Genomic DNA, 23,158 nt, shown 5'->3' with positions numbered 1-23,158 from the left:
AAGGCATTCCCCACTCACGCCGTTCGGCGCAGGGGCGTCCTCGTGTAGGCGAGCAGGCGGCGCGCCTCCCGGGCCACGAGCTCGGGGTATTCCATCTGTGCCACGTGACCGGCGTGCGGAAGGGTGACCAGGCGCACGTCGCGGAAGACCCGTCCGGCCCGGTGCGCCATGCGGGCGTGGACCAGCCGGTCGCGCAGGCCGTACACGACGAGGGTGGGCGCGCGGACCCGCTCGGCCTGCCGCCAGAGGTTGTCCGGGCCAACGCGGAAGTACTCGCGCACGATCGCACGGGCGCAGCCGACCATGGCCGCCCCCGCGTGCGGCAGGGCGTCGCGGTGGCGCAGCTCCTCTATCGCCTCGTGCAACCGCTCCGGGTGGACCCGCCCGGAGTCGGCGTAACACATGCTGAACGTCGCCTGGGCGCGCCGCTCCGGCGGCAGCGCGCCGAGCCAGCGGACGGCCAGCTCGCCCAGGCGCGGGGTGGCCGACATGGCGATCCTGGCGGGGCCGTACCTCGGCAGCAGGTCGGGCAGCGCCGGCGAGACCAGCGTCAGCGACCTGACGAGGTCGGGCCGCGTGGCCGCGACCCGCACCGAGACCGCGCCGCCCATGGAATTGCCGAAGAGGTGGACCGGCCCCTCCCCCAGGGCCTCGACGACCCGGACCAGCGCCCTGGCGTGTGCCGGAACCGAGTAGTCGCCGTCCGCGGGCTCCGGGGAGTGCCCCGCCCCCGGCAGGTCGACGGCGACCCCCCGCACCTCGTCGGAGAGCTCGCCCATCAGGTCGGTCCAGTTGGTCGCCGAACCCGCCAGGCCGTGCACGAATACGGCGGTCTCGGGCGGGCCCTTCGGAGTCGTCCGCACATGGATGCGCGCGTCACCCATGTCGATGAGCTGGCCGGGCCACGGTGGAATCGGCTCGACACCCACGCGTCCTCCCCTGTTCGCCTCGTGCTTGTCGACCATAACCCTGCCTGTAGGTCACCCCGGGGGGCACTCCCACTACCCGGGGGACGCGGGATCGATCATCCGGGTTCGCCCCGATCAGCGAGAGCGACATAGGGGCAATATCGCCCTCATTCGGACATTTCGAAATGCGGATACGAATCACATTTCGGACCAAAGCGATCCTATCGGTGTTAACGATGCCAATAAAGCGATAAGTGAATGGCAAAAGCCGCCGACCGCCGTTTGTCACTCGTACGGTGAGGAAAACAAGACAATGCAGGGATGATCCACCAAGGGTCATCAGTAAGGGCATTTTCCGAACGACTTGGAAAAGGCCGGAGTGTCGGGGCAACAATCCTTCAAGGAGGACATGAAATGCCCAAGTTCAACAACCTGGTCGGGATCCTCGCGATCAGCGCCGCGCTCACCGGTGGTGCCGTGGCCCTGGGTACCGCTGTCGCCGCCACCAGCGCGAGCGCCGCGACCGTCATGGGCGGCTACGTGGGCGGCGGTGGCTACCCCTACGCGAACTACAACCGCAACCGCAATGCGCAGCACCAGAAGAACAAGGGTGCGAACGCCAACAAGAACAAGAACAAGAACAAGACGAAGCAGTGGCAGCACGAGCGGCAGAACCAGGGCCAGAACCAGTTCCTGCTGCGTGACTTCACGCTCGTCCTCACGCCGTTCCAGAAGACGGACACCGACGCGCGGGCGCTTCCGTACAACTGGCAGTACGGAAACACGCAGTCGTACCCGTACACCCGTACGAACAGCTACAGCGACCAGTTCAACAACCCGCGTCAGGACCAGGACTCCCTGGCCCAGCCGAAGACGAACACGGCCACCGAGGTCAACCCGCGCGTGAAGAAGAAGGACATCGACGCGGACATCGACGTGGACGTGGAGAAGGAGAAGAACAAGGGCCACTACGGCGGCTACGACCGCGGCTACGACCGCGGCGACGAGCCCGTGATCGTGCCCTGACGGGATCCGCACGAGCGGCCCATGAGCGGCCTCGGTTAACGTCCCGGCCACTGCGGGTGACGCGGCAGCCGACGGCCACCCGTACTCGTGACCGGCGGCCTTAGCTGCGCCGGAACCGCGAGCGACGGGAGACACGCGCGAGCGCGGAGCGGCGGGCACTCCGCACGCGGAACGGACGGCGATCGGATGGCCGTGAGACACGGCTCCGGAGCCGCCCGCGTCCGCCGCTCCGTCCACGGGCGAACGAGCAGTCGAGAGAGCAGTCGAGAGAGCAGGGCACCGGCGGCGTTTTCGAGGAGAGGACCACCGGTGCCGGGCGAACGCATCGCGCCGCGTCACACACGACGGCGCCGAACCCACTACCACCCGCCCTGGTCCCTCACGGGACCGGGCCGGGGTTGCGATATTCAGAGGAGAAACACCCAGATGTCCGTGTTGAAGAACATCGCCGGGGCCCTCGCCCTCGGCACCGCGCTGAGCGGCGCGGCCATCGTGCTCGGCGGCGCCACCGCCGGCACGGCCAGCGCAGCAACCGTCATGGGCGGGTACATTCCCGCTCCGTCCGGCGGTGTCCGCTACGTCCGGCCGAGCTACAACCGCAACTACAACACCAACCGGCAGGCCCAGGGGCAGAAGGGCCGTAACAAGAACAAGAACAAGAACAAGAACAAGAACCACGAGTGGCAGCACGCTCGTCAGTCGGAGAACCAGAGCCAGTTCCTGCTGCGTGACTTCACGCTCGTTCTCACGCCGTTCCAGAAGTCGTCGAACGGCTCCGCCGCGGTTCCGTACAACTCGCAGTGGTCGCAGAACTCCACGCTTCCGTACACCAGCACGAGCGACTACAACCAGCTGCACAACCGGCCGTGGCAGGACCAGTCCGCGCAGGCCGACCCGCGCACGAACACGGCCACCCAGGTCAACCCGGAGGCCAAGACCAAGGATGTCGACCTCGACGTCGACGCCGACATCGAGAAGAACGACGGAAAGCACCGGAGGGGTAACTACCCCCGGCCGTCGTACGACGCCATTCCCTGATTCGCAGCGTCCGCAGCGCGGCCGCGCTGACCGGTCACACTGACCGGCCACGCTGAGCCTCGGGCCGCCAGGCCCGGGTGCCGGATGAATGTGCCCGTGCTCGCCGGGGCGTAGAGATACGCCCCTCGCGAGCACGGGCACTCGTCGTCTCCCTCCACCGCGGCCGCCTCGGCCGCCTCGGCCGCCGCGGTCGCCTCGGTCACCGCGGTCGCCTCGGTCACCTGGGTCACCGCGGTCACTGTTCGCCGCGCCCACCCGGGTTCATCATCGAGGTCCCGGCTCCCCGGCCGCCACCTCCGGGTGTGGCCCCGACCCCGGCCCGCGCGGGCGAAGCCCTCAGTCGCGTTCTCCGGGATTCCCGCAGGCCACCACCGCCCAGGCCGGCTCGCCCTCCGCAGCCCCTTCCGGAGCCCCACTCCACGTCACCTCGAACGCGCCGCGCGAGACCCGGCCGCTCCGCGGTGTCCCCCGGCCGCTCCGCGGTGTCCGCCGGCCGCTCTCTGCGTTCCCCGGCCTCCGCTGTATTCCCGGCCTCTGCTCGGCCTCTGCTGTGCGCCCCGGCCGGACGGGCTTGTGCCCGCGCCGTCACCTCCACCCGACGGCACGACCGCCGCTGACGCTCTGCGGCGCCTTCAGCCCGCGAGACCTCTCACATTCAAATCGGACATTATGGGACAAGTCACCCTTTATGACTCTAAGTATCGCCATAAAGTCCTAATTGCTGATCAAAAGCGACAGGGCGGCGTTTGTCGGGATCGCCCGCCGGACATCAACGTATCGCAGGAACCCGGCCCACAGGGGCCACAGAGATATTTCTCTCGAATCTCCAGTGAGAAATATCGGAGGATGCGGGGAATTCCAATTCTTTCAAGGGGGACAGCAATGCCTAAGTTCAAGAACGTTCTCGCCGGACTCGCACTCGGCACCGCGATCGCAGGGGGCGCGATCGCCATGAGCGCCACAGCCGCGAGCGCCAGCGGTGGAGACGGTTTCTTCGGTATGGGTGGCATGCCCTGCAACAACAACAACTTCGTTCCCTTCAACTGTAACAACAACAACGACTGCAACAACAACAACAACTGCAACAACAACAACTGGTGCAACAACAACCAGAACAACAACTGGTGCAACAACCAGAACTTCTGGAACCAGAGCGCGTTCTCCGACAACCTCGACAGCGACTCCAACTTCGCCATCGTCGGCCCCTGCGCCACGATCGCCTTCAGCGACAAGACCAACCGCGACAGCAACTTCTTCAACAACAGCTGGTTCAACAACAACTGCTGGAACAACCAGAACAACAACTGGTGCAACAACAACAACAACAACAACTTCTGCAACTGAGAAAGGCGGGGCCGGCGACGGCCCGTGAGACGACCGCGCCGCTCCGAAATCCTGGCAGGTGAAGGGATGACGGAAACGGCCGGCCGCACCGTCCTCCACCGCCTTGACAGGAGAACGGCGCCCTGAGGCGCAGTCACGTTCCTGCGGCGTCGAAAGCTCCGTGAGCACTCCACGCCCCGGGAACGGCCGTTCGATCCAGCAGAGACAAGGGCTCCGGCGAGACTCTCGCCGGAGCCCTGACTTTTTCCCCGTACGGCCGGCTCAGGCACGGAGCCCGAAGCGACGGATTCGTGTGCGGGTTCCGGACAGCACGGAGGCCCCCGGGACACACCCGCTCCCGGCCCGCCCAAGCGGCCGCGGCCACACGGCAGCGGCGATGCGACAGAGGCAGCGACAGTGACAGCGACAGTGACAGTGACAGCGGCAGACGGCACCCGCAACGCCGTAGGCGCTCAGGCCTGCCGCCTTCGTTTCCGTCTCACGGCCGAGCGTCGACGCGTGAACACCCTCGCCGGAATCGGTCAATAGGGACATTTCTCTCTCAATACCTCTAAGTCAGCTCATAAGACTCTAACTAGTGATCAAAAGGCTTAGATCGCCGTTTGTCAGGCCGTCGCGCTGGAAATCATGACAGCACAGGAAGTTAGGGCTCAATTAAGGGCCCGAAGGACATTTCTCTCAGAAATTCCTAAACAAATTCAGGGATACTGAATCCTGTCAAGGGGGACACGCATGTCCAAGCTCCACCAGATCATCGCCGGTGTCGCACTCAGCACCGCCGCCATCGGCGGTGCGCTCGCCCTGGGCGCCGGCGCCGCCGGCGCCGCGTCGGGGACCAGCGATGTCGACCGTCCCATCGCCCGGGACGGCCTGGCCAACGGCGTCGACGACAGCACGGGCGGCATCGCCCAGGGCAACAGGGGTATCGGCGAGCGCGGTGATCGGGAGAACGTCTTCCCCGTCTTCTTCAACCCGAACAACAACAACAACAACGAACGGAACGACCGCAACCAGAACCTCAACCAGAACAACGACAACAACTGGTGGAACAACCAGAGCTTCTGGAACCAGGGGGCGTTCGCCGACCGGCGCGACGACTTCTCTGGCTTCGGCCTCGTCGCCAAGGACGTCGCGATCGGCTTCCAGGACAAGACGAACAAGGACAACACCTGGTTCAACAACAACTGGTGGAACAACAACAACTGGAACAACAACAACGACGACAACTGGTGGAACAACAACAACAACGACCGCGTGAACTGAGAAGGCAGGTCCAGCGGCTCCTGCGAGACGATCGCGCCGTTCTGAGAAGGTGACGGATCCGGAGAACCTCCCATGAGGCCTCCGACCCCGGCACACGAACCGGCGCCGTTGAGTGCAGAGACACGTTCCCCGATCAACCGGCCGCTCGCTCACGAGCGACGGCCACCGAAACGGGAACGGCCGTCAATCCTTCTACAGTGACAACCAAGGGCTCCGGCGGGAAGGTTCCGCCGGAGCCCTGCTCTTTTCCCCTGCCGCGGTCATCGCCGCCGCCTGCTTCCCCCCGCGGCCTTCCCTCCTCGACCTTCCTTCCGCGGCCTTCCTTCCGCGGCCTTCCCCTCCGCGACCTTTCCCCGCCCCCGCCCCGGTCCACGGCCGCGGCCGCTCCCCGATCCCGTGCGGCGCGAGCCGGATGAAGTACGGGCGACGGCCCGCTCCCCGCACCCGCCCCACCGCATTGCAAATACGGGCACCCCGGCACCCCCGCTCGCCGACTGTCGGAACGCGGCCGCATCAGGGGTGCAAATCGTACCTATCACTACATAAGGCGCATTATCCATCGAATCAAGCCTATACGCAGCTAATCATTAATCAAAAGCAGCAGACATCAGTTTGTCGGACCGCCCGGCAGGAAATCACCCTAGCGTCGGAAGCAAGGCTCAATAAGAGCCAGGAAGGAATTCCTGTCCGCTGTACGCGGCCGGGAAATGCCGACAGACACAGGGCAATTCGAAATTGAATCCTGTCAGGGAGGAACCATAATGCCCAACCTCAAGAAGATCTTCGCAGGGCTCGCGCTCAGCACCGCCGTCGTCGGCGGGGCCGTCGCCATGGGCGCCACGGCCGCCAGCGCCGACGACAACCCCTTCGGGAAGAACGACGACCGCCCCGTCCTCTTCAAGAAGAACGTTGACCGCCCCATCGCCAAGGACGGCGCGGCCAACGGCGTCGACGACAGCACGGGCGGCATCGCCCAGGACAACAGGAAGGGAGAGGACTTCTTCCCGGGCGCGTCGTTCCCGAACAACAACAACGACCGTGAGCGCAACGACCGCGACCACAACATCAACGACCGCAACCAGAACAACATGTGGGACACCAACAACTGGTGGGGTCAGAACCTCTACAAGGATGACAAGGCCGGCCACGACGCCTTCGGCCTGGTCGCCAAGGATGTCGCCTTCGGCTTCCAGGAGAAGGACGACCGTTCCTTCAACTGGCTCAACAACAACTGGTGGGCGGACCAGAACTGGTGGGACCACAACAACAACGACTGGTGGAACCGCAACGACCGCGAGCACGTCAACAACGGCAACAACAACCGCAACAACGACGTGTGATCCGCGGGGCGTGACGCCTCGCGGGACACAGCGCCGTCCGGTCAGGTGGACGGGAGTCGGTGGGCGGGACCACCCACCGGTTCCTCTTCGCCACCGGCCGGAACGACGGCGCCGGTGAGTGCAGCCAGGCGTTTCCAGCGCATCCGCGCACAGAGCGACGGGATGCCTGGAAGCGCCTTCCACCGGACGGCATGAGACAAGGGCTCCGGCGAGATCCTCGCCGGAGCCCTGACCTTTTCGGCGCCCGATCCGGCCCCGTGACCGCCTCGCACACCGTCCTGAGCGAGCCGGCTCCCATAGGCCGAAGCGAAGGAGAACAGGGGGTTGACGAACACCGCGACGGGGAAGCGACGCCTGCCCTACCCCGGATCCCGCACGGACACATCAGGCATGAACGTCGATCAGGTCAGCGGTCGTCCAACGCCGGCCACCGCACCACAACACGAGCCCAAATTCCCTCCGGCCCAGTTTGCCGGCAGGCCGCATCGGTAATGAAGACGCCACGGGCGATGACCGGACATACAGGACATCGCACGGACATTTCCGACAGTTACTGGGAATGTCGCACTCGGGCACTCCATCCTTCGAGGAGGACCTCAATGCCCAAATTCCGGAACGTCATCACCGGCCTGGCGATCAGCACGGTAATGACCGGCGGCGCGCTCGCACTGGGCGCCACCACGGCCCACGCAGCCACCCCTGGCACCCCGACCATCAGCAGCAACTGGGGCCACGGCTCGGGCCACTGCGGACGTCGCGGACGCGGCTGCCGTAACACGGCTGTCAACCGCAACGACTTCCGCTTCTTCAAGTTCGAGAAGGAGAAGAAGGTCAACCGGAAGAACACGGCCTTCGCGTCCGGTGACGCCGTCATCGAGATCGACGGCGACGACGACGACTGACACTGACGGGTGACACCCAGTCGTACGGGGCCGTCGGCGCGACGCTGCGGTGTCCGGGCCCGCCCTGATCATGCCTCCGCCACCTTCGTGGCGATCGGGCGGCGGTGACCGGGCGGCCGAGAGCTTACGGCCCTGTACGGATCGCCTACTTCCACACCATGAAGAAAGCCCCGGCGGCAATGCCCGCCGGGGCTCCTCTTGAAGAGACCTGAACAGCCCGGCAGGATCAGGCGGAGCGGCGGGTCTTCCGCTTCTTCGGCGCCTTCTCCTCGCCCGCGCCGTCCGGCCCGGCCTTTCCGGCGGCGGCACCGGAGGCGGCCTTGGCCTTGGCGGCTCTGCCGGGCGACTTGGCCGCGGCGGGACCCTGACGCTCCCGCTTCGCCGCCTCGACACTGGCCCGCAGCGCGGCCATGAGGTCGACGGCCGGCCCGGCCTCGGCGGGGGTCTCGGGGGCGACGACCTCCTTGCCCGCCACCTTGGCCTCGATGACCTCCTGCAGCGCCTCCCGGTAGGCGTCCTTGTACTCCGTGGGATCGAAGTCCGCCACCATCGTGTCGATGAGGGACTCGGCCATCTTCAGTTCCTGGGGCCGTACGTCGACGTCCTCCTCCAGGAACCCGAAGTCGGCCTCGCGGATCTCGTCCGGCCAGAGCATGGTCTCCAGCACGAAGACGCCGTCGCGGACCCGGAGCGCGGCCAGCGACTCGCGCTGTCGCAGGGCGACCTTCACGACCGCCACCTGTCCCGACCGCTCCAGAGCGTCCCGCAACAGCACGTACGGCTTGGCGCCCTGCCCGTCCGGCTCCAGGTAGTAGGACTTGGCGAAGTAGATCGGGTCGATCTGGTCCGCGGGGGTGAACTGCAGCACGTCGATCCTGCGGGAGGAGGTCAGCGGCAGGTCGGCGAAGTCCTCGTCGGTCAGCACGACCATCTCGCCGGTCGCGAGCTCGTACCCCTTGGCGATGTCGGAGTAGGGGACCTCTTCGCCGTCGACGGAGCAGACCCTCTTGTATTTGATCCTTCCGCCGTCCTCCCGGTGCACCTGGTGGAACGTGACGTCCTTCTGCTCGGTCGCCGAGTAGAGCTTCACCGGGATGGTGACAAGACCGAACGAGATCGCGCCTTTCCAGATGCTGCGCATAACCACATTCTCGTCTCTGTGTTCGAACAACGCTATGGTGGATTCAAGGGAGTTACCTCATGGGCAGGTACCCACTATGGCGGTGCCGTATCCGATCGAGCCGATGCTCGCCGTCCCGCGGCATGCGGCTCGTGCGCGCCGGTGAGATCCCCGCGGAGGCGCGGCGGGAGGAGCGACGATGACGGATAAGGTGCGGGTGAAGGTGGAGGGCCGCCTCCTTGTCCTGACCAACCTGGACAAGGGCCTTTATCCCGACGCCGCCTTCACCAAGGCCGAGGTGATCGACTACTACACCCGGATCGCACCGGTCCTGCTGCCCCATCTGAAGGGGCGCCCGCTCACGGTCAAGCGTTATCCCGACGGCGTCGACGGCCAGTTCTTCTTCGAGAAGAACGTCCCCGGGCACACACCCGACTGGGTCCGTACGGTGACCCTGCCCGCGCCCGGCAGCACCAAGAACCGCGAAGAAATCGACTTCGCGGTCGTGGACGACCTGCCGACCCTGGTCTACTACGCCAACCTGGCCGCCCTGGAGATCCACGTGCCCATGTGGCGGGTGGCCAAGGACGGCGAGCCGCAACCGCCCGACACCCTCGTCTTCGACCTCGACCCCGGCGCCCCCGCCACGATCGTCGACTGCTGCCGGGTCGCCGTCCTCCTCCGGCAGGCCCTGGCCGACGACGGCCTGGACAGCCGCCCCAAGACCAGCGGCCAGAAGGGCATGCAGCTCTACGTCCCCTGGGATCGCGGCCCGGACACCTCCGGCTACGCGAAGGCGCTCGCCCGGCGGATGCAGGCCGAGCATCCGTTCGTGACGAGCGTGATGGCGAAGAAGGAGCGGCCGGGCAAGGTTTTCATCGACTGGAGCCAGAACAACCCGGCCAAGACGACGGTCGCGCCCTATTCGCTGCGCGCCGCCGGACGGCCGAACGTGTCCACTCCCCTGCTGTGGGAAGAGGTCGAGGCGTGCGGCAGCCCCGGCCATCTGGTGTTCACCGCACCTGACGTGCTGCGGCGCGTGGCGGAACACGGCGACCTGTTCCTGCCCCTCACCGCTTAGCCCGGCTGCTTAGTTCCGCCGCCACCCTGGCCGTAGTGTTGGACCTGTCGCAGCCGACCTTCGAACGGAAGGACAAGCAGATGCCCGAGATGGACCCCCTCGACGACGTGGTCGAGGAGATCTCGATCGAGGCGCCGGAGGCCGACGCGGTCGAGCAGCACCAGCTCCTCCAGGTCACCGACGACAGGCGCTGGCCCGAGCACGTTCCGTTCGAGGCCGATCCGGCCGACGTGGCCGAGCAGGAGCGCACGGTCGACCTCGACGACGACGACTATCGCTGATCCGGATTACCGACACGTAGGATGAGGCCCCGGGGCGGGAGCCCCCGATGCGCATCTTGCAAGGAGACTGCCGTGACCGCTACCCCGGACGCCAGGCCCCGGGGCACCCGGCTACCCCGGATGGCCCGCCGCCGCCAGTTGCTGAGCGCGGCACAGGAAGTGTTCGTGGAGAACGGCTACCACGCGGCGGCGATGGACGAGATCGCCGAGCGTGCCGGCGTGAGCAAGCCGGTGCTCTACCAGCACTTTCCGGGCAAGCTGGAGCTGTACCTCGCGCTGCTCGATCTGCACGTCGACGACATGGTGACCCGGTGCCGCCAGGCGCTGGAGTCCACGACCGACAACAAGCAGCGGGTGCAGGCCGCCATCGGCGCCTTCTTCGACTTCGTCTCCAGCCAGGGCGAGGCGTTCCGGCTCGTCTTCGAGTCCGACCTGCGCAACGTCGCGCCCGTACGGCAGCGGATGGAGCGTTCGCTGCACGAGAGCGCCGAGGCGATCAGCCGGGTGATCCAGGAGGACACCGGCTGCTCCAGCGACGAGGCACACCTGCTCGGCGTGGGCCTGGTCGGCATGGCCGAGGTGAGCGCGCGCTACTGGCTGAGCAGCCACGGCTCGATCCCCAAGGAGGCGGCGACCCAGCTGATGGCGCGTCTGGCCTGGCGCGGCATCAGCGGTTTCCCGCGCACCGGCTGACCGGAATCGTGTTCGCTTCACGCGATCACCGTGCTGACCGCGCCCCGAGGCGACGACGATGGACAGGGAACAGCCCTCCTGAAAGGGGAGCCCGATGGAAATAAAGATCGGCGTGCAGTCGGTGCACCGTGAGCTTGTCGTGGAGACCGACCTGTCGGCCGAGCAGATCGAGGAGGAACTCCGCAAGGCGCTCGCCTCCACCAAGGGCGTCTTCTCACTCACCGACACCAAGGGCCGCCGAGTGGTCGTCCCCGTGGACTCGCTCGGCTTCGTCGAGATCGGCGAGGACGAGTCACGCCCCGTAGGTTTCGGCGGCACGCTCTAGCGCGCCTCCGCGACCGCGCCGGCTTGCCGGCGGCGCGCGCCCACCACGCGCGCCGCCCCGGCGGCTGACCGTGATCGGCGCGGGGTCAGGTGCGTCCGTACCCGCATCCGCGGGGGCGGCGGGTCAGATCCGCGTGATGGGGATCCCGCCTCCCGCTGATCGTCGGACAGCCCGCGCTTCCTCTCCGCAATACCGCACGCGGAGTCCAGGTGTTCGGCCTGCATCTCGTCAAGGAACTGCCGTAGCGGCGCGAGGCCCTCATGCTCGCACCGTACATCCGTTTGGCACGTGCGCGACCCATGAACGCCGCACCGGCCGGCGCCCGGGGCGGGCTTCCGGCCCGCCCGATCACCGCCGCTTCGGGATTCGGCCAGGTCAGCGGGGATGGCGGGCGCGAGGCGCCGCATCGACGACCCCGCCCCAAGCCGTGAAGATCACGGGCCGGGCGTGAGGCCGAGGGCGGCCATCCGCTTGCCGTGCTCCTCGGTCAGCCGGGCGAACATCCGCCCGATCTCCGCCAGGTTCTCGCCCTCCTCGCCCACCAGCAGGGCGGCGAGCTGCGGCCGGACGGCGGCGAGCCGCTGCCCCTGGCTCAGCGCCTCGCCGACCATGCGGCGCGCCCACAGCGCGAGACGGCCGCACAGCCGCGGGTCGGCGTCCAGCGCGGCGCGCACCCGCTCCACCGCGAACTCCGCACGGCTCTCGCCGGCCAGCACCTCGTCCACCAGGGCGCTGATCGAGGCAGTGGTGTTGCGCGCCGCCTCGCGGTAGAAGTCGCCCGCGATCCCCACGCCGACATAGGCCTTGATGAGCGCCTCGTGCCAGTCCTTCGGCCTGGTCTGGGCGTGCCAGGCGTCGATCGCCTCCACGAAGGGGGCCATCGCCTCCTCCGGATCGACGCCGAGCGAGGCCAGCCGGTCCCGCAGCACCCGGAAGTGCCCGTATTCGGCGGCGGCCACGTCCCCGAGGGCGGCCCTGTCGTTCAGCGTCGGAGCCAGCAGGGCGGCGTCCTCGGCCAGCCGGAGGAAGGCGGTGAGCTCGGCGTACGCGAGGACACCGAGCAGGTCCACAGTGCCGGGAGAGGAATCACTCATGGGTGCAGCGTACGGCTCCCGCGCCGCCCCGCCGATGCCGCGCGCGCCACCCGGTTCCCGGCGGTTTCCCCTCCGACACAGCAAGAGCTTTTAGCGAGAAGACGCAGAAATCGGTTCCGTGTTGTGGTATCGAGTAGACTGCTTCGTGGAAGTGCGACCGCACTGTGTCGATCACCACATCGATCCCTGTGTCGATCCGGGGCCAGCCCCGGACCCCCAGGAACCACTGGATGCAGCGGTCGCTGATTCACGACGAGGGCGCGACGTTCCGCGAGGACCCGAACCGGGAAGGCTCTGCCGGTCGGATGTCCCGGAGGGCCGCCTTCGCACTGATTGAGGCAGGCCACGCTGACAACGACGTTCCGAGACCTGGGAGTCATCCCGGAGATCGCCGATGCGCTCGAGACCGAGGGCATCACTTCACCATTCCCGATTCAGGAGATGGCGCTCCCGCTGGCGCTGGCCGGCCAGGACGTCATCGGACAGGCGCGCACGGGCACCGGCAAGACCTATGCCTTCGGCGTCGCCATGCTCCAGCTCGTCGGCAAACCGAGGAAGAACCGCAAGAAGCCCCGCGGTCTGGTCCTCGTGCCGACCCGCGAGCTGGCCCTCCAGGTGACCGAGGATCTGGTCCTCGCCGCCGGGAAGCTGGGTTCGCGCATCCTCACCGTGTACGGCGGGCGCGCGTACGAGCCGCAGATCGAGGCGCTCAAGAACGGCGTCGACGTGATCGTCGGAACGCCGGGACGACTGCTCGACCTGGTCAAGCAGAAGCACCTCGACCTCGGCCAGATCACCATGCTCGTCCTCGACGAGGCCGACCGCATGCTCGATCTCGGCTTCCTCCCGGACATCGAGCGGATCATCAAGCTGGTGCCCGAGGAACGGCAGACCATGCTGTTCTCCGCCACCATGCCCGGTGAGATCGTGAACCTGTCCCGCCGCTACCTCACCCGGCCGACCCGGGTCCGGGCGGAGAGCGGCACGGCCGACGCCGAGACGACCGCGCTGACGACGCAGCACGTCTACCGCACGCACCGCATGGACAAGATCGAGATCGTGGCCCGCCTCATGCAGAGCAAGGGCGCCGGGCTCACGATGGTCTTCTGCGAGACCAAGCGTGCCTGCGACATGGTCGCCGAGCAGCTCAAGGACAAGGGCTTCGCGGTGGCGGCCGTCCACGGCGACCTCGGCCAGGGCCAGCGCGAACAGGCGCTGCGGGCGTTCCGCAACGGCAAGATCAGCGTGCTGGTGGCGACCGACGTCGCGGCGCGCGGCATCGACATCGACGACGTCACCCACGTCGTCAACTACGACTGCCCGCAGGACGAGAAGACCTACGTCCACCGGATCGGCCGCACGGGCCGGGCGGGCCGTACGGGCGTCGCCGTGACCTTCGTCGAGTGGACCGAGCTGGCCCGCTGGAAGGTCATCAACAACGCCCTCTCGCTGGACTTCTCTGAGCCCGTCGAGACCTATTCGAGCTCCCCGCACCTGTACGCCGACCTCGACATCCCCGAGGGGACCAAGGGTGTGCTGCCGCGCGCCCAGCGCTCCCGGGCGGGCTTGGAGGCCGAGGAGATCGAGGACCTCGGGGAGACCGGGCGCACCCGCACCCGCGGCAAGTCCGGTCGCGGCGATCGGGAGGAGCGCCGGGAGGAGCGCCGGGAGCGCCCCGCCCGCACCCGCGAGCGGCGGCGGACCCGTGGGGGCCGCTTGGACGCCGAGGCGCCCTCGGAGCAGACAGAGGCGCCGGCTCCGCCAGAGGCCTCCGTGGAGGCTCCCGTGGAGGCCCCTGTGAAGGCTCCCGTCGAGACTCCTGCCGAGGTCGCTGTGGATGTCACCGTGGAGACCGCTGTGGAGACCGTGCCCGGGCGCCGTGGGCGCAGGGGCGCGAACGCGGCGGCCCTGACCGGCGCGCTGGCCGATGCCGGAGGGCCCGTACGGCCCGGCAAGGACGGCCCGGCTGACGACGCGGACAAGCACGCCGAGGCGGGTGACGGGCCGGAGCCGGAGACGGCGGCGACCCGCAGGACCACCCGCCGCAGGACCCGTGCCGCCGACCCGGCGCCCGCGGTCGAGGCACAGGTGGAGGAGCACCCGGCCCGGCGCCGCAGGACCCGCGCCGCCGACGCGGTCGACGCGGTCGACCAGGCACTACCGGTAGAGGAGCAGGCCGTGGAAGCGCCCGTGAGCGAGGTCGCCGACGAGCCCGCCGAGTGGCCGGCCCCGCAGCCGGAGCCGGACCGGATCGTCCCGTCCAGTCCGTTCATGATCGTCTTCAGGTCTCCCGACCTCGCGACCGACGACGACGATCTCGCGCCGTCCGCCGCGAGCGAGCGTGCCCAGCAGCGGCGCCGTCCGACCCGGCCGCGTCCACGCCGTACGGGGTGACGGGCCGGCACAGGCCCGCTCGGCGATGAGCACCACGCAGGGGCAGGGAGGGGCACCGGGCAACCGGCGCTCTCCCTGCCCCCGTTCTTTGAGGGCCGCTTCGCCCCGCAGTGGGTATGACCTGGACAGGAGGCATGCGCAATGACCATCCGCAACCCTCGTAGTCCCTTCGGCAGTGTCGCCGGGATCTTTCCTGGGTATCGTGATGCCACGTGAGTGAGCGAGCCTTCAGCAGACGGTCCAGGACGTGGGGCCGGTCCGACCCATCGGTCCCCCGGATCCGGGGTGAGGTGGAGGAGGCCTCGTGAGCACGCCACGGTTCCTGACCCTTCCTCCGGGTGTCAGCAGTGAGCAGATCGAGACGCCGCTGGGCTCGTTCGCGGCCCTCGAAGCGCTTCCGGTCAGCGGTGTCCCCGAGCGCTGGCCCGCCCTTCTCGTCCCCGGTTTCACGGGGTCGAAGGAGGACTTCATCGCCGTGCTGCAGACGCTCGCCCAGGCCGGCCGCAGGGTGATCGCGGTCGACATGCGCGGGCAGTTCGAGACGCCGGGCCCGGACGATCCGTCGGCGTACTCGTGCGCGGCCCTCGGCGCGGACATCGGCGCGATCGCCGCGGCGGTCGGCCAGGGTGAGCCCGTCCACCTGCTGGGACACTCGTTCGGCGGCCTGGTCGCCCGGGAGACGGCGCTGAACGGCGCCTCCAAGCTCGCCTCGCTCACGCTCATGAGCTCGGGGCCCGCGGGCATCGTCGGGCCGCGGGAGCGGATGGGCCGGGTCATGCTGGCCGAGCTTCCGGAATACGGCCTCGACTACATGTGGTCGAACCGGATGGAGCCCGACGCGCTGGCGGCGGGCGTCCCCGACGACATCGTCGCGTTCCTGCGCAAGCGGCTGCTCGCCAACCACCCCACCGGTCTCGTGTCGATGGCACACGAGGTCCTGGGCGCTCCCGACCGCTGCGCGGAGCTGGCCGGGTGCGGGCTCGACCTCCTGGTCCTGTACGGCGAGCACGACGACGGCTGGCCGCCGCTGCTGCAGGCCGAGATGGCCCGCAGGCTCGACGCGGAGTGCGTCGTGGTGCCCGGGGCGCTCCACTCGCCGGCCGTCGAGGCCCCCGAGACCACCGCGGCGGCCCTGACCCGGTTCTGGAACGCGGCGGAGAGCCGGCTGCTCCAGCACCAGCACGGGTGACCGGGTCGCCATGCCCACGACAGGCGGCCTGACCGCCCAGCCTCCGGAGTCCATGACGTGGCTGGTCCACGTCGACCGGACCATGTGGGTGGGCGGCGTACGCGGCCTGATGCTGCAGGCCCTGCATCCGCTGGCGATGCGGGGCGTGTGGCAGAACTCCAATTTCCGGGAGGACCCCTTCGGCCGGCTCCGCCGCACGGCGGACTTCGTGGGCCGGGTGACGTACGGCAGCCCCGAGGAGGCCGAGGAGATCGGCAGGCGGGTGCGCGCGATCCACCGGGCCCTGCGCATCCGCGACCCCGACACGGGCCGGACCCACCGGGTGGACGAGCCCGAGCTGCTGCTGTGGGTCCACTGCGCGGAGGTGATGTCCTACCTGGAGGTCGTCCGCCGCGCGGGCGTCCCGATCAGCGACCGGCAGGCCGACCAGTACCTCGCGGAGCAGCGGCGCAGCGCCACGTACGTCGGGCTCCACCCCGACGACGTGCCCGGCTCGGTCGGCGAGATGAACGACTACTTCGCCCGGATGCGGCCGGCCCTGCGGGTCATCCCCGAGTCGGCCGCCGCCGTGCGGTTCCTGCTCTGGCCGCGCCTGCCGGAGACCATGCGCGTGCTGTCCCCGGCCAAGCCGGTCTACTTCCCGTTCGGCGCGCTGTGCTACTACACGCTGCCGGACTGGGCCCGCCGCCTGTACGGCACGCTTCCCGAGGTGCCCCAGATCGCGGTCACGGCGGCGCTGCGGGCCTTCCGCCTGACCATGAACACGATTCCCGACTTCATGCACCAGCAGGTGCTTGACGAGGGCACCAGAGCGATGCTGCAGGCCTCGCGCGAACGCCTGGGCTCCGCCGGATACGACGTCGGCAAGGGCCTCAGGGCGCTGGTCGATCCTCGCCGCCGTCCCGGCCCTGCGCCGGGCTGAGGCCGGAAGAGCCGGGCGTCTCGGCCAGGCCGTCCCAGGGGAGCCGGTCGGGCGAGACCGCCCGCCCCTCGGGGCAGTGGCGGCGGAAGTCGCACCAGGAGCAGATGGGGCCCGGTTCCGGCGGGAACAGCCGGTCGATCTCGGGCGGCACCTCGGGCGCCCCCGCACCGGCCTCCCGTCTCGGCGCCGGAACGGCGCCCTTGGCACGGCCCGCCCCCGAGTTCCCGGCCCATTCGCGGTAGGAGTCGTCGGCGCCGGCCGCCTCCGTCGCGATGTCCTCGGCCCGGCTCAGGTGCCGGGCGAGCGACTGGTCGGTGTGCTCCCACTCCGCGACCGTCCCGGTGGGCAGGTGGTGCAGCTCCACCCGGTGGCAGGCCCGGCGCATCATGCGGGACGAGGCGATCGCGTAGACGGCCAGCGCGATCGACGAACGGGCGTCGTCGGAGCCCGGCGGGCGGCGGCCGGTCTTGTAGTCGACCACGACCAGCTCGTCACCGCGCCGGTCGAGCCGGTCCACCCGGCCCGAGACGGCGATGACCGACGTACGCGTGGCGACCGTGCGCTCGACGCCCACCGGCTCGTCACCGGGGTCGAGCGTGGCGACGTAGGCGGAGACCATCTCGCGGGCCCGGTCCCGCCACGCGGCCGACTGCTCCTCGTCCCTGAACCCCTCGCGGATCCAGCCGTTGGTGAGCAGCACGGCCGCCATGACCGGCGTACGCCGGTCGTACGGCTCCCGCCACCACGCGGCCAGCGCGTTGTGAACGGAGGCCCCCACGCTGTTGTGCGCCCACGGGGGCCCCTTCTGCGGAGCGGGCCGGTCGAGATAGGTGAAGCGGTAGCGACGCCGGCAGTCGAGCCAGGTGTTCAGGCGCGATGGAGTGCACGTGTAGAGCCGCCTCGGCATGCCGTCGAGGCCGAGCTGCTCCACGGCGCTACTCGTCGAGGTTCAGCTTGATGCCGGACGCCCCGGTGCCGTCCACGAGGGGCGGCTCAGACTCGGCCTCCTGGGCGCCGGTCAGCGACCCCGACAGCCAGCGGTCGAACTCCGGCTCCAGGTCGCCGATCCTGCCCTCCTCGCCGTGCGCGGGCAGCACCCTCGTCTCGTGCGGCAGCGTGAACAGCCTCTCGCCGATCGAGGTGAGCTGGTCGGCGAGCGCGGGATACTCCCCGCCGAGCTTGCCGGGGCCGTCCATGAGCAGGGTCTTGCCGGTGAAGACCGCGCCGAGGCCCTCGCAGTAGAGCGAGACGCCGCCCGGCGTGACACCCGGCGTGGAGAGCACCTCCAGCTCGACGTCGGCCACGGAGAACAGCCCCTCGTCCTCCATGTCGATGTCGGGCCAGGTCTCCTCCCAGGTCTGCCGCCACAGGCGCTTGTCCTTGACGTGGACCGCGATCGCGGCCTCGTCCCTGGCCGCCACCTCGATCGCGGCGCCCACGTGGTCGGGCAGGCCGTGGGTGCAGATGACGGCGAGGACCTCGCGCTCGCCGACCTTCTCCAGGATCTTGTCGGCGTCCCGCGCCGGGTCGATGACGATCACCTCGTCGTCGTCACCCACGATCCAGGTGTTGTTCTCGACCTTGTGCTCGTCGCCTTCGATGTCCACCAGGCCCGAGCTCACCACTCGTTCGATGCGCGCTGTCACGGCTCAGAACCTTACTATCCCTCGCGCTTCGGACCCGCCGTACTAGACATCCCCGTCGAGGCGCGGCGAGAAGGCCCCGAAGGGCAGGTCGAGCGCCTGGTCCTGGTCGCGCAGGTCACGCAGCGACAGGTGGGCCAGCGCGATGAAGCACCCGGCCTCGACCGGCCAGGCGACCGTCCACAACCAGTTGCCGAGAGCCTCGCCCACGTAGACGGCCCGGTCTCCCGGCACCGCCCGCCCCGCGCACCACAGCGCCGTCGGATGGCCGCGTGCGTCGATCTTGGCGTGCGGCGGCCCGGCGTCGAAGCCCGCCCCCGGGTCCGGGCCCGGCAGCCCGGCGTACGCGGCGCCGAGACCGATGCCGGGCTCCTCTGCGATGAGCAGCATGTCGGCGGGACCGTGGGTGACCGACGGGCCGGCGAGGGCGACGACGCTCGCCCTCGTGCCGCTGCGCTCGTCACCCACCTCGCCGAAGCCCGTCACCAGCCATCCGGAGGGCAGCGGCCACGGGAGCCAGACAGGCACCCTGGCCGCCTCGCACAGGGCCTCCAGAGCGGCCAGAGAGGGCCGCCGGGGAGGCTGGAAGGGCAGGACGTCCCCGTGGGCGGCGCATCGCCAGGAACTCGACCAGACGTTCGGTTCGTGTAGCGACCCGAAGCACCGCGGACATGTTGGCGCGGTTCTCACAAATATTCACGGTGCTTCCGTGATGTCCGTACGTCAAGAGCCTGCCCGTTATCTAGTCGTAATCTTGGTGATGTGCGGTGCATCCGATGTGTGGGCGCGATCATCACCGACGCCGAGGGGCGTCTGCTGCTCGTGCGGCGGGGCCGCCCTCCCGGCGAGGGGCTGTGGTCGCTGCCCGGCGGCAGAGTCGAGCCCGGCGAGACCGACGAGCAGGCGCTGCGCCGCGAACTGCGCGAGGAGACCGGCCTCGACGTCACCGTCGTGCGGCTCGCCGGGACCGTGCTGCGGCCCGCCCCCGGCGGCGCGACCTTCGAGATCCACGACTACGTGGCGACCGCCTCGGGCGTGCCGGTCGCCGGCGACGACGCCGCCGATGCCCGCTGGTGCGCGCCGTCCGACCTCCCGCGGCTCCCGCTGACCGACGGCCTCGCCGGCGCCCTCGCCGAATGGGGGGTCGTCTCCGGGATCATCGCTCCGTGACGGTGCTGCGCCATATCGTCAAATGATCGTCAGCGTATCCGGCGGCGTATCCGGCGTCGGAGCCGGTCGACCTGCCGATGGCCACGACCCGGTCGCCGGAGACCGCCACCGCCCCGAGCCACTGCGTCCCCTGGCCGCCGAGGCCGTCCTGGGTGAGCGTCTGGCGCGACCACTCCACCCCGTCCTCGGACACCCAGGCGGCGCTGTCGGCCTCGCCGCCCTCCGCGGGCGACCGGTGCGACCCGACGGCGACCAGTCCCCGCCCGGTCGCGGTCAGGTCGAGGACCGAGGCGGCGGCATCGGCGGGCAGCGTGCCGTACTCCCAGCTCGCGCCGTCGTCGGTGGACACCGCGGAGAACGGGCGGGGACCGTCCTCGGTCATCGCGGTGCCCGCGACCACCACGCCGGCCTCGGTCGCGACCACGTGGCGCAGCCCGGCCGAGGTGGTGTCCGGCGGCAGGACCCGGCCGCGTGCGTTCCAGTTGAGCCCGTCGGTGGAGACCCAGACCACCCCCGTCTCCCGGTCCGCGGTGCCCGACCCGCCGACCGCCACGAACTCCTCGGACGTCGCCGTGACGTCGTAGATGCGCACCCCCGCCCCTCCGGCCGGCATGCTACCCGGGGCGGAACGGGTGAACCGCTTGAGGCCGGGGCTGAACCACAGGGCGGGCAGCGTCCCCGTGGCGGACCTGTCCTCCCCCGCCAGGACGTAGCCCTTCGGCCCGGCGGCCACCACCGCGGGCGCGAGCAGGAAATGGCCCGCGGGCACCTCGATCGCGGGACCGGGCCGCCAGCTCTTCCCGTCGGCCGAGGTGACCAGCAGCGGCCGGGTCACCGCCGGGTCGGTCGTCGTGCTGCCGACGGCGAGCCATCCCCTCGGGCCGTGCACCACGCCGCTGAGCGCCTGGCGCCCCGGTCCGCCCAGCAGGTCGGGGAACGCCGCGTCCTCCCAGTTGGCCCCGTTGTTGCCGCTCGTCCAGATCGCGGCGTCGCCGTTGGCCGCGCCCACGGCCACGAACGTGCCACCGGAGGCGGCGACGTCGGCGGTGTCCCTGGCCAGCCGGTTGAGCCCGGCGATGTCCTTGAGCGGCACGGTGTGCGCCGCCTCGCCCTTCCCCGCGGTGATCAGCACAGGAAGGTTCTCCACGTCGCCGGGCCCGCGCTTGTCGCCGCCCGCCACGAGGACGCCGGCGTCGGTGACGGCCAGCCCGCGCAGCGTCCCCGGGATCGCGCCGAGGTCGGCGCTCCTGGTCCACTCGCGCCCGTCCTGGCTGGTGTAGACGGCGTACCGTTCCCACTCCGACTCGGCCACCGCCGCGACGCCCGCCGCAGAGGCGGCCAGGCCGCGCACGCCCGTCCCCTCCGCGCCGAGCGGCCCTATCGTGCCGCACTGCGTCCAGTCGGCGCCCTCCGGCGAGCAGTAGACCCGGACCTCGCCGCCGTCCGACTTCTGCCGGGTGGGCACGAGCACGAAGCCCTTCTTGGTCACGGCCAGCGCGCCGGGCTCCGCCCGCACGTCCGCCAGGGCCGCGGCCGTGCGCAGCCAGGTGCGGCCGCCGTCGTCGGAGCGCAGGACGACCGAGATGGACTCGCCCGACCCCGGATCGGCGAGCGCCACCACCCGGTCGCCCCGGGCGGCCACCGCCCGCATCGCCCTGACCTTGTCGGGGGTGCCGATCTGGTCGGTGTCCACCCTGGTCCAGCCGACGCCGTCGGGCGACACCCAGGCGACCGGGCCCGCCGTGCCGTCCCGCAGGGTCGTGGCGCCCACGGCGAGGAAGCCGGTCGCGGTCCGCGCCACGTCGGTGATCCTGTCCTGGCTCCAGAACGCGGCCAGCCGGGCGGGGTCCACCGCGGTCCAGGACCGGCCGTCGGAGGAGACCCACATGCCACGGGCGGCCGGGCCCGCGGAGCCGGGCGCGTCGGTGCCGACGGCGAGCCAGCGGCCGTCGCCGCCCGCGACCCTGCCGACCGCCCCGGGCGCGGACTCGTACCCGGGGGCGTCGGCGACCCGGCCCGTCTGCCAGTGCGCACCGCCGTCGGCGGACACGAGGAACAGCGGCCGGGCGAGCGGGCTCGTCGTGTCGCTGCCCGCCGCCACCACCGTCGCGCCCGCCGCGGCGAACGCGGTGAGCACCTGGCTGGAGCCGTTGCCCGGCAGTCCGGGCGCCGAGAACGCCGCGTCGCCCGACTGGCCGTCTCCGGCGGCGAGGCGCAGCCCGGTCGTGGACGGGCCGCCGGCCCACCTGACGACGGCCACGCCCAGCACGGCGGCCGCGACGAGGACCACGGCGATCACCGCCGGGGCGACCATCCGCGGCAGGTGCGGATGGAACCGCCGGACCGGCAGCACCCGCCTGTGGCGGCGTCCGCCGCTCCCTCGTGGCGGGCCGACGGCCACGAGCGCGTCGGGACGGGCCGGGCGGCCCCCCGGCGGACGCCCGATGCGCTCGACCGGCTCGACCGGCTCGACCGGCTCGACCGGCGGGTCGTCGTGCTCGGGCTCGACCGGGATCTCGGGGCTCATGCGGATGCCGGAGAGCTCTCCCAGCCCGTGACGGGAGGCGGGCTCGGGCGGCATGTGCGCCCACGCGTTCTCCCCCCGCTCGCCGGGGTCGTGCTGATCGGGATTGTGCTGATCGGGGTTGTGCTCACGCAACGGTCCCGATGCGGGGGTGACGATCTCGGGGGCGTCGGGCCCGTCCGGGTTCTCACGGGGGATCTGGGCACGCCGCCGCCGTGGCGGGCCCGAGGCGACCAGCTTGTCCGGCCGGTTCACGATCCGGCGGCGCCGGCCCTCCTCCTGCGCTCTGGGCTCCTGCGCCGCCTCCCCCGACGACCTGGCACCCTCGCCATGCCAGGTCGTGGGGGCGCCGGCCCGGCCGGGCGGGCCCGTCGCGCCGGCGTCGCCGGGATCCTCGGGATCTCGCCCGCCGGAGCGGCTGTGACGCGGTTCCCCTGTCCCGGACGGCCCTGTTCCGGACGGCCCTGTTGCGTACGGCGCCGCATAGGGCCTGCGGCCGGTCCTGGGCCCGCGGTCGCGCCGTGCTTGCGGTTCCGGCCCGTCGCCCGCGTCCGCTCCGGGACGCGGGGCCCAGATGTCGCCGCGTAAGTCCCGGCCGGATAAGTCCTGGCCGGATAAGTCCGCATCGCCGATCGTGCGGTGCGGCCGGGTGTCCTCGTCGTCCCCCGGCGCCGTGTCGTCCGGTGCCGCGTGGTCCGGTGCCGTGTCGTCCGGTGCCGCGTCCTCGGGAATCGGGGCCGCGAACGGAGGCATCGCCCACGGGGACGGGCCTGGCGGCCGGTGGTGCAGCTCCGGCGGGGGCACGGAGGAGGGTTCGCCGGCGTCGCGCCGGCGGTCACGGTCGTGGGGGCCTGAGACCACGCTCAGTACCTCCTCCCGGAGAGGTCAATCCGGACCGTTC

22 protein-coding genes are annotated in these 23,158 nt (G+C 70.2%); 14 read left to right on the top strand and 8 right to left on the bottom strand.

Features of this window, described 5'->3' with window-relative positions; genetic code table 11:
- Window positions 1-14: 14 nt before the first annotated feature.
- Window positions 15-929, bottom strand: a complete 915-nt coding sequence (locus tag FLX07_RS14900) for an alpha/beta fold hydrolase (protein WP_142571364.1) — start codon at window positions 927-929, stop codon at window positions 15-17.
- Window positions 930-1,322: 393 nt separating this feature from the next.
- Here FLX07_RS14900 and FLX07_RS14895 point away from each other — a divergent pair, with 393 nt between their 5' ends.
- Together FLX07_RS14895 and FLX07_RS14890 are read left to right on the top strand one after the other, a co-directional pair.
- On the top strand, window positions 1,323-1,934 hold the full coding sequence (locus tag FLX07_RS14895; protein ID WP_142571363.1) for a hypothetical protein: 612 nt from the start codon (window positions 1,323-1,325) through the stop codon (window positions 1,932-1,934).
- Window positions 1,935-2,360: 426 nt separating this feature from the next.
- Complete coding sequence (locus FLX07_RS14890) at window positions 2,361-2,972, top strand: hypothetical protein (protein WP_142571362.1); 612 nt, start codon at window positions 2,361-2,363, stop codon at window positions 2,970-2,972.
- Here FLX07_RS14890 and FLX07_RS37030 read toward each other — a convergent pair.
- The gene (locus FLX07_RS37030; protein WP_189104984.1) at window positions 2,939-3,202 is read right to left on the bottom strand and encodes a hypothetical protein; all 264 of its coding nucleotides are present in this window, start codon (window positions 3,200-3,202) and stop codon (window positions 2,939-2,941) included. The genes FLX07_RS14890 and FLX07_RS37030 overlap by 34 nt on opposite strands.
- Before the next feature lie 652 nt (window positions 3,203-3,854).
- Here FLX07_RS37030 and FLX07_RS14880 point away from each other — a divergent pair.
- The 4 genes from FLX07_RS14880 to FLX07_RS14865 all read left to right on the top strand — a co-directional run bounded on the left by FLX07_RS14880 (window position 3,855) and on the right by FLX07_RS14865 (window position 7,821).
- On the top strand, window positions 3,855-4,316 hold the full coding sequence (locus FLX07_RS14880; protein WP_142571361.1) for a hypothetical protein: 462 nt from the start codon (window positions 3,855-3,857) through the stop codon (window positions 4,314-4,316).
- Between the two features lie 732 nt (window positions 4,317-5,048).
- Window positions 5,049-5,579, top strand: a complete 531-nt coding sequence (locus tag FLX07_RS14875) for a hypothetical protein (RefSeq protein ID WP_142571360.1) — start codon at window positions 5,049-5,051, stop codon at window positions 5,577-5,579.
- Window positions 5,580-6,340: 761 nt separating this feature from the next.
- Window positions 6,341-6,919 (top strand): hypothetical protein, encoded by a 579-nt coding sequence (locus FLX07_RS14870; RefSeq protein ID WP_142571359.1) that lies wholly within the window; start codon window positions 6,341-6,343, stop codon window positions 6,917-6,919.
- Between the two features lie 599 nt (window positions 6,920-7,518).
- A complete protein-coding gene (locus tag FLX07_RS14865; RefSeq protein ID WP_142571358.1) occupies window positions 7,519-7,821 on the top strand; it encodes a hypothetical protein in 303 nt (100 codons plus the stop codon).
- Window positions 7,822-8,047: 226 nt separating this feature from the next.
- Here the strand turns inward: FLX07_RS14865 and ku are convergent, their stop codons facing one another.
- Window positions 8,048-8,962, bottom strand: a complete 915-nt coding sequence (gene ku, locus FLX07_RS14860) for a non-homologous end joining protein Ku (protein WP_142571357.1) — start codon at window positions 8,960-8,962, stop codon at window positions 8,048-8,050.
- Window positions 8,963-9,140: 178 nt separating this feature from the next.
- Here ku and ligD point away from each other — a divergent pair, with 178 nt between their 5' ends.
- The 4 genes from ligD (at window position 9,141) to FLX07_RS14840 (ending at window position 11,321) form a co-directional block, all read left to right on the top strand.
- On the top strand, window positions 9,141-10,022 hold the full coding sequence (gene ligD / locus FLX07_RS14855) for a non-homologous end-joining DNA ligase (protein WP_142571356.1): 882 nt from the start codon (window positions 9,141-9,143) through the stop codon (window positions 10,020-10,022).
- A gap of 35 nt (window positions 10,023-10,057) precedes the next feature.
- A complete protein-coding gene (locus FLX07_RS14850; protein WP_229689748.1) occupies window positions 10,058-10,303 on the top strand; it encodes a hypothetical protein in 246 nt (81 codons plus the stop codon).
- Between the two features lie 72 nt (window positions 10,304-10,375).
- Entirely contained in the window at window positions 10,376-10,996 is a 621-nt protein-coding gene (locus FLX07_RS14845; protein WP_142571355.1) for a TetR/AcrR family transcriptional regulator, read from the top strand.
- Window positions 10,997-11,090: 94 nt separating this feature from the next.
- The gene (locus FLX07_RS14840) at window positions 11,091-11,321 is read left to right on the top strand and encodes a DUF3107 domain-containing protein (protein ID WP_142571354.1); all 231 of its coding nucleotides are present in this window, start codon (window positions 11,091-11,093) and stop codon (window positions 11,319-11,321) included.
- Between the two features lie 434 nt (window positions 11,322-11,755).
- Here the strand turns inward: FLX07_RS14840 and FLX07_RS14835 are convergent, their stop codons facing one another.
- Complete coding sequence (locus tag FLX07_RS14835) at window positions 11,756-12,415, bottom strand: ferritin-like fold-containing protein (RefSeq protein ID WP_142571353.1); 660 nt, start codon at window positions 12,413-12,415, stop codon at window positions 11,756-11,758.
- Between the two features lie 441 nt (window positions 12,416-12,856).
- Between FLX07_RS14835 and FLX07_RS14830 the strand changes: the two genes are divergently transcribed.
- From FLX07_RS14830 to FLX07_RS14820, 3 genes are all read left to right on the top strand, one after another.
- A complete protein-coding gene (locus FLX07_RS14830; protein ID WP_167748244.1) occupies window positions 12,857-14,809 on the top strand; it encodes a DEAD/DEAH box helicase in 1,953 nt (650 codons plus the stop codon).
- Between the two features lie 304 nt (window positions 14,810-15,113).
- Window positions 15,114-15,998, top strand: a complete 885-nt coding sequence (locus FLX07_RS14825; RefSeq protein WP_142571351.1) for an alpha/beta fold hydrolase — start codon at window positions 15,114-15,116, stop codon at window positions 15,996-15,998.
- A gap of 10 nt (window positions 15,999-16,008) precedes the next feature.
- Entirely contained in the window at window positions 16,009-16,920 is a 912-nt protein-coding gene (locus FLX07_RS14820; RefSeq protein WP_142571350.1) for an oxygenase MpaB family protein, read from the top strand.
- Here the strand turns inward: FLX07_RS14820 and FLX07_RS14815 are convergent.
- The 3 genes from FLX07_RS14815 to FLX07_RS14805 are packed head-to-tail and all read right to left on the bottom strand — an operon-like array spanning window position 16,871 to window position 19,253.
- Window positions 16,871-17,851: a RecB family exonuclease gene (locus FLX07_RS14815; protein WP_142571349.1), complete on the bottom strand. Its 981-nt coding sequence runs from the start codon at window positions 17,849-17,851 to the stop codon at window positions 16,871-16,873. The genes FLX07_RS14820 and FLX07_RS14815 overlap by 50 nt on opposite strands.
- Window positions 17,852-17,855: 4 nt before the next feature.
- The gene (locus FLX07_RS14810) at window positions 17,856-18,566 is read right to left on the bottom strand and encodes an MBL fold metallo-hydrolase (protein WP_142571348.1); all 711 of its coding nucleotides are present in this window, start codon (window positions 18,564-18,566) and stop codon (window positions 17,856-17,858) included.
- Between the two features lie 42 nt (window positions 18,567-18,608).
- Window positions 18,609-19,253 (bottom strand): DUF6758 family protein, encoded by a 645-nt coding sequence (locus FLX07_RS14805; protein WP_142571347.1) that lies wholly within the window; start codon window positions 19,251-19,253, stop codon window positions 18,609-18,611.
- Window positions 19,254-19,325: 72 nt separating this feature from the next.
- On the opposite strand from FLX07_RS14805, the gene FLX07_RS14800 reads away from it, so the two are divergent.
- Window positions 19,326-19,733, top strand: a complete 408-nt coding sequence (locus FLX07_RS14800) for an NUDIX hydrolase (RefSeq protein WP_142571346.1) — start codon at window positions 19,326-19,328, stop codon at window positions 19,731-19,733.
- On the opposite strand, the gene FLX07_RS14795 is transcribed toward FLX07_RS14800, so the two are convergent.
- Window positions 19,720-23,118 (bottom strand): hypothetical protein, encoded by a 3,399-nt coding sequence (locus tag FLX07_RS14795; RefSeq protein WP_142571345.1) that lies wholly within the window; start codon window positions 23,116-23,118, stop codon window positions 19,720-19,722. The two genes, FLX07_RS14800 and FLX07_RS14795, sit on opposite strands and share 14 nt — an antisense overlap.
- Between the last annotated feature and the right edge of the window lie 40 nt (window positions 23,119-23,158).

The sequence above is a fragment of the Microbispora bryophytorum genome, from assembly GCF_006874465.1.
GTDB lineage: Bacteria > Actinomycetota > Actinomycetes > Streptosporangiales > Streptosporangiaceae > Microbispora > Microbispora bryophytorum.
The sequence above is the reverse complement of the archived record's forward strand: the minus strand, read 5'-3'. Positions and strand labels throughout refer to the sequence as shown.

Bases quoted from the DNA above. Each gene is read 5' to 3' on its own strand.
- FLX07_RS14895 (WP_142571363.1), top strand. From the start codon at position 1,323: ATGCCCAAGTTCAACAACCTGGTCGGGATCCTCGCGATCAGCGCCGCG.
- FLX07_RS14890 (WP_142571362.1), top strand. From the start codon at position 2,361: ATGTCCGTGTTGAAGAACATCGCCGGGGCCCTCGCCCTCGGCACCGCG.
- FLX07_RS14880 (WP_142571361.1), top strand. From the start codon at position 3,855: ATGCCTAAGTTCAAGAACGTTCTCGCCGGACTCGCACTCGGCACCGCG.
- FLX07_RS14875 (WP_142571360.1), top strand. From the start codon at position 5,049: ATGTCCAAGCTCCACCAGATCATCGCCGGTGTCGCACTCAGCACCGCC.
- FLX07_RS14870 (WP_142571359.1), top strand. From the start codon at position 6,341: ATGCCCAACCTCAAGAAGATCTTCGCAGGGCTCGCGCTCAGCACCGCC.
- FLX07_RS14865 (WP_142571358.1), top strand. From the start codon at position 7,519: ATGCCCAAATTCCGGAACGTCATCACCGGCCTGGCGATCAGCACGGTA.
- ku (WP_142571357.1), bottom strand. From the start codon at position 8,962: ATGCGCAGCATCTGGAAAGGCGCGATCTCGTTCGGTCTTGTCACCATC.
- ligD (WP_142571356.1), top strand. From the start codon at position 9,141: ATGACGGATAAGGTGCGGGTGAAGGTGGAGGGCCGCCTCCTTGTCCTG.
- FLX07_RS14840 (WP_142571354.1), top strand. From the start codon at position 11,091: ATGGAAATAAAGATCGGCGTGCAGTCGGTGCACCGTGAGCTTGTCGTG.
- FLX07_RS14835 (WP_142571353.1), bottom strand. From the start codon at position 12,415: ATGAGTGATTCCTCTCCCGGCACTGTGGACCTGCTCGGTGTCCTCGCG.
- FLX07_RS14830 (WP_167748244.1), top strand. From the start codon at position 12,857: ATGGCGCTCCCGCTGGCGCTGGCCGGCCAGGACGTCATCGGACAGGCG.
- FLX07_RS14820 (WP_142571350.1), top strand. From the start codon at position 16,009: ATGCCCACGACAGGCGGCCTGACCGCCCAGCCTCCGGAGTCCATGACG.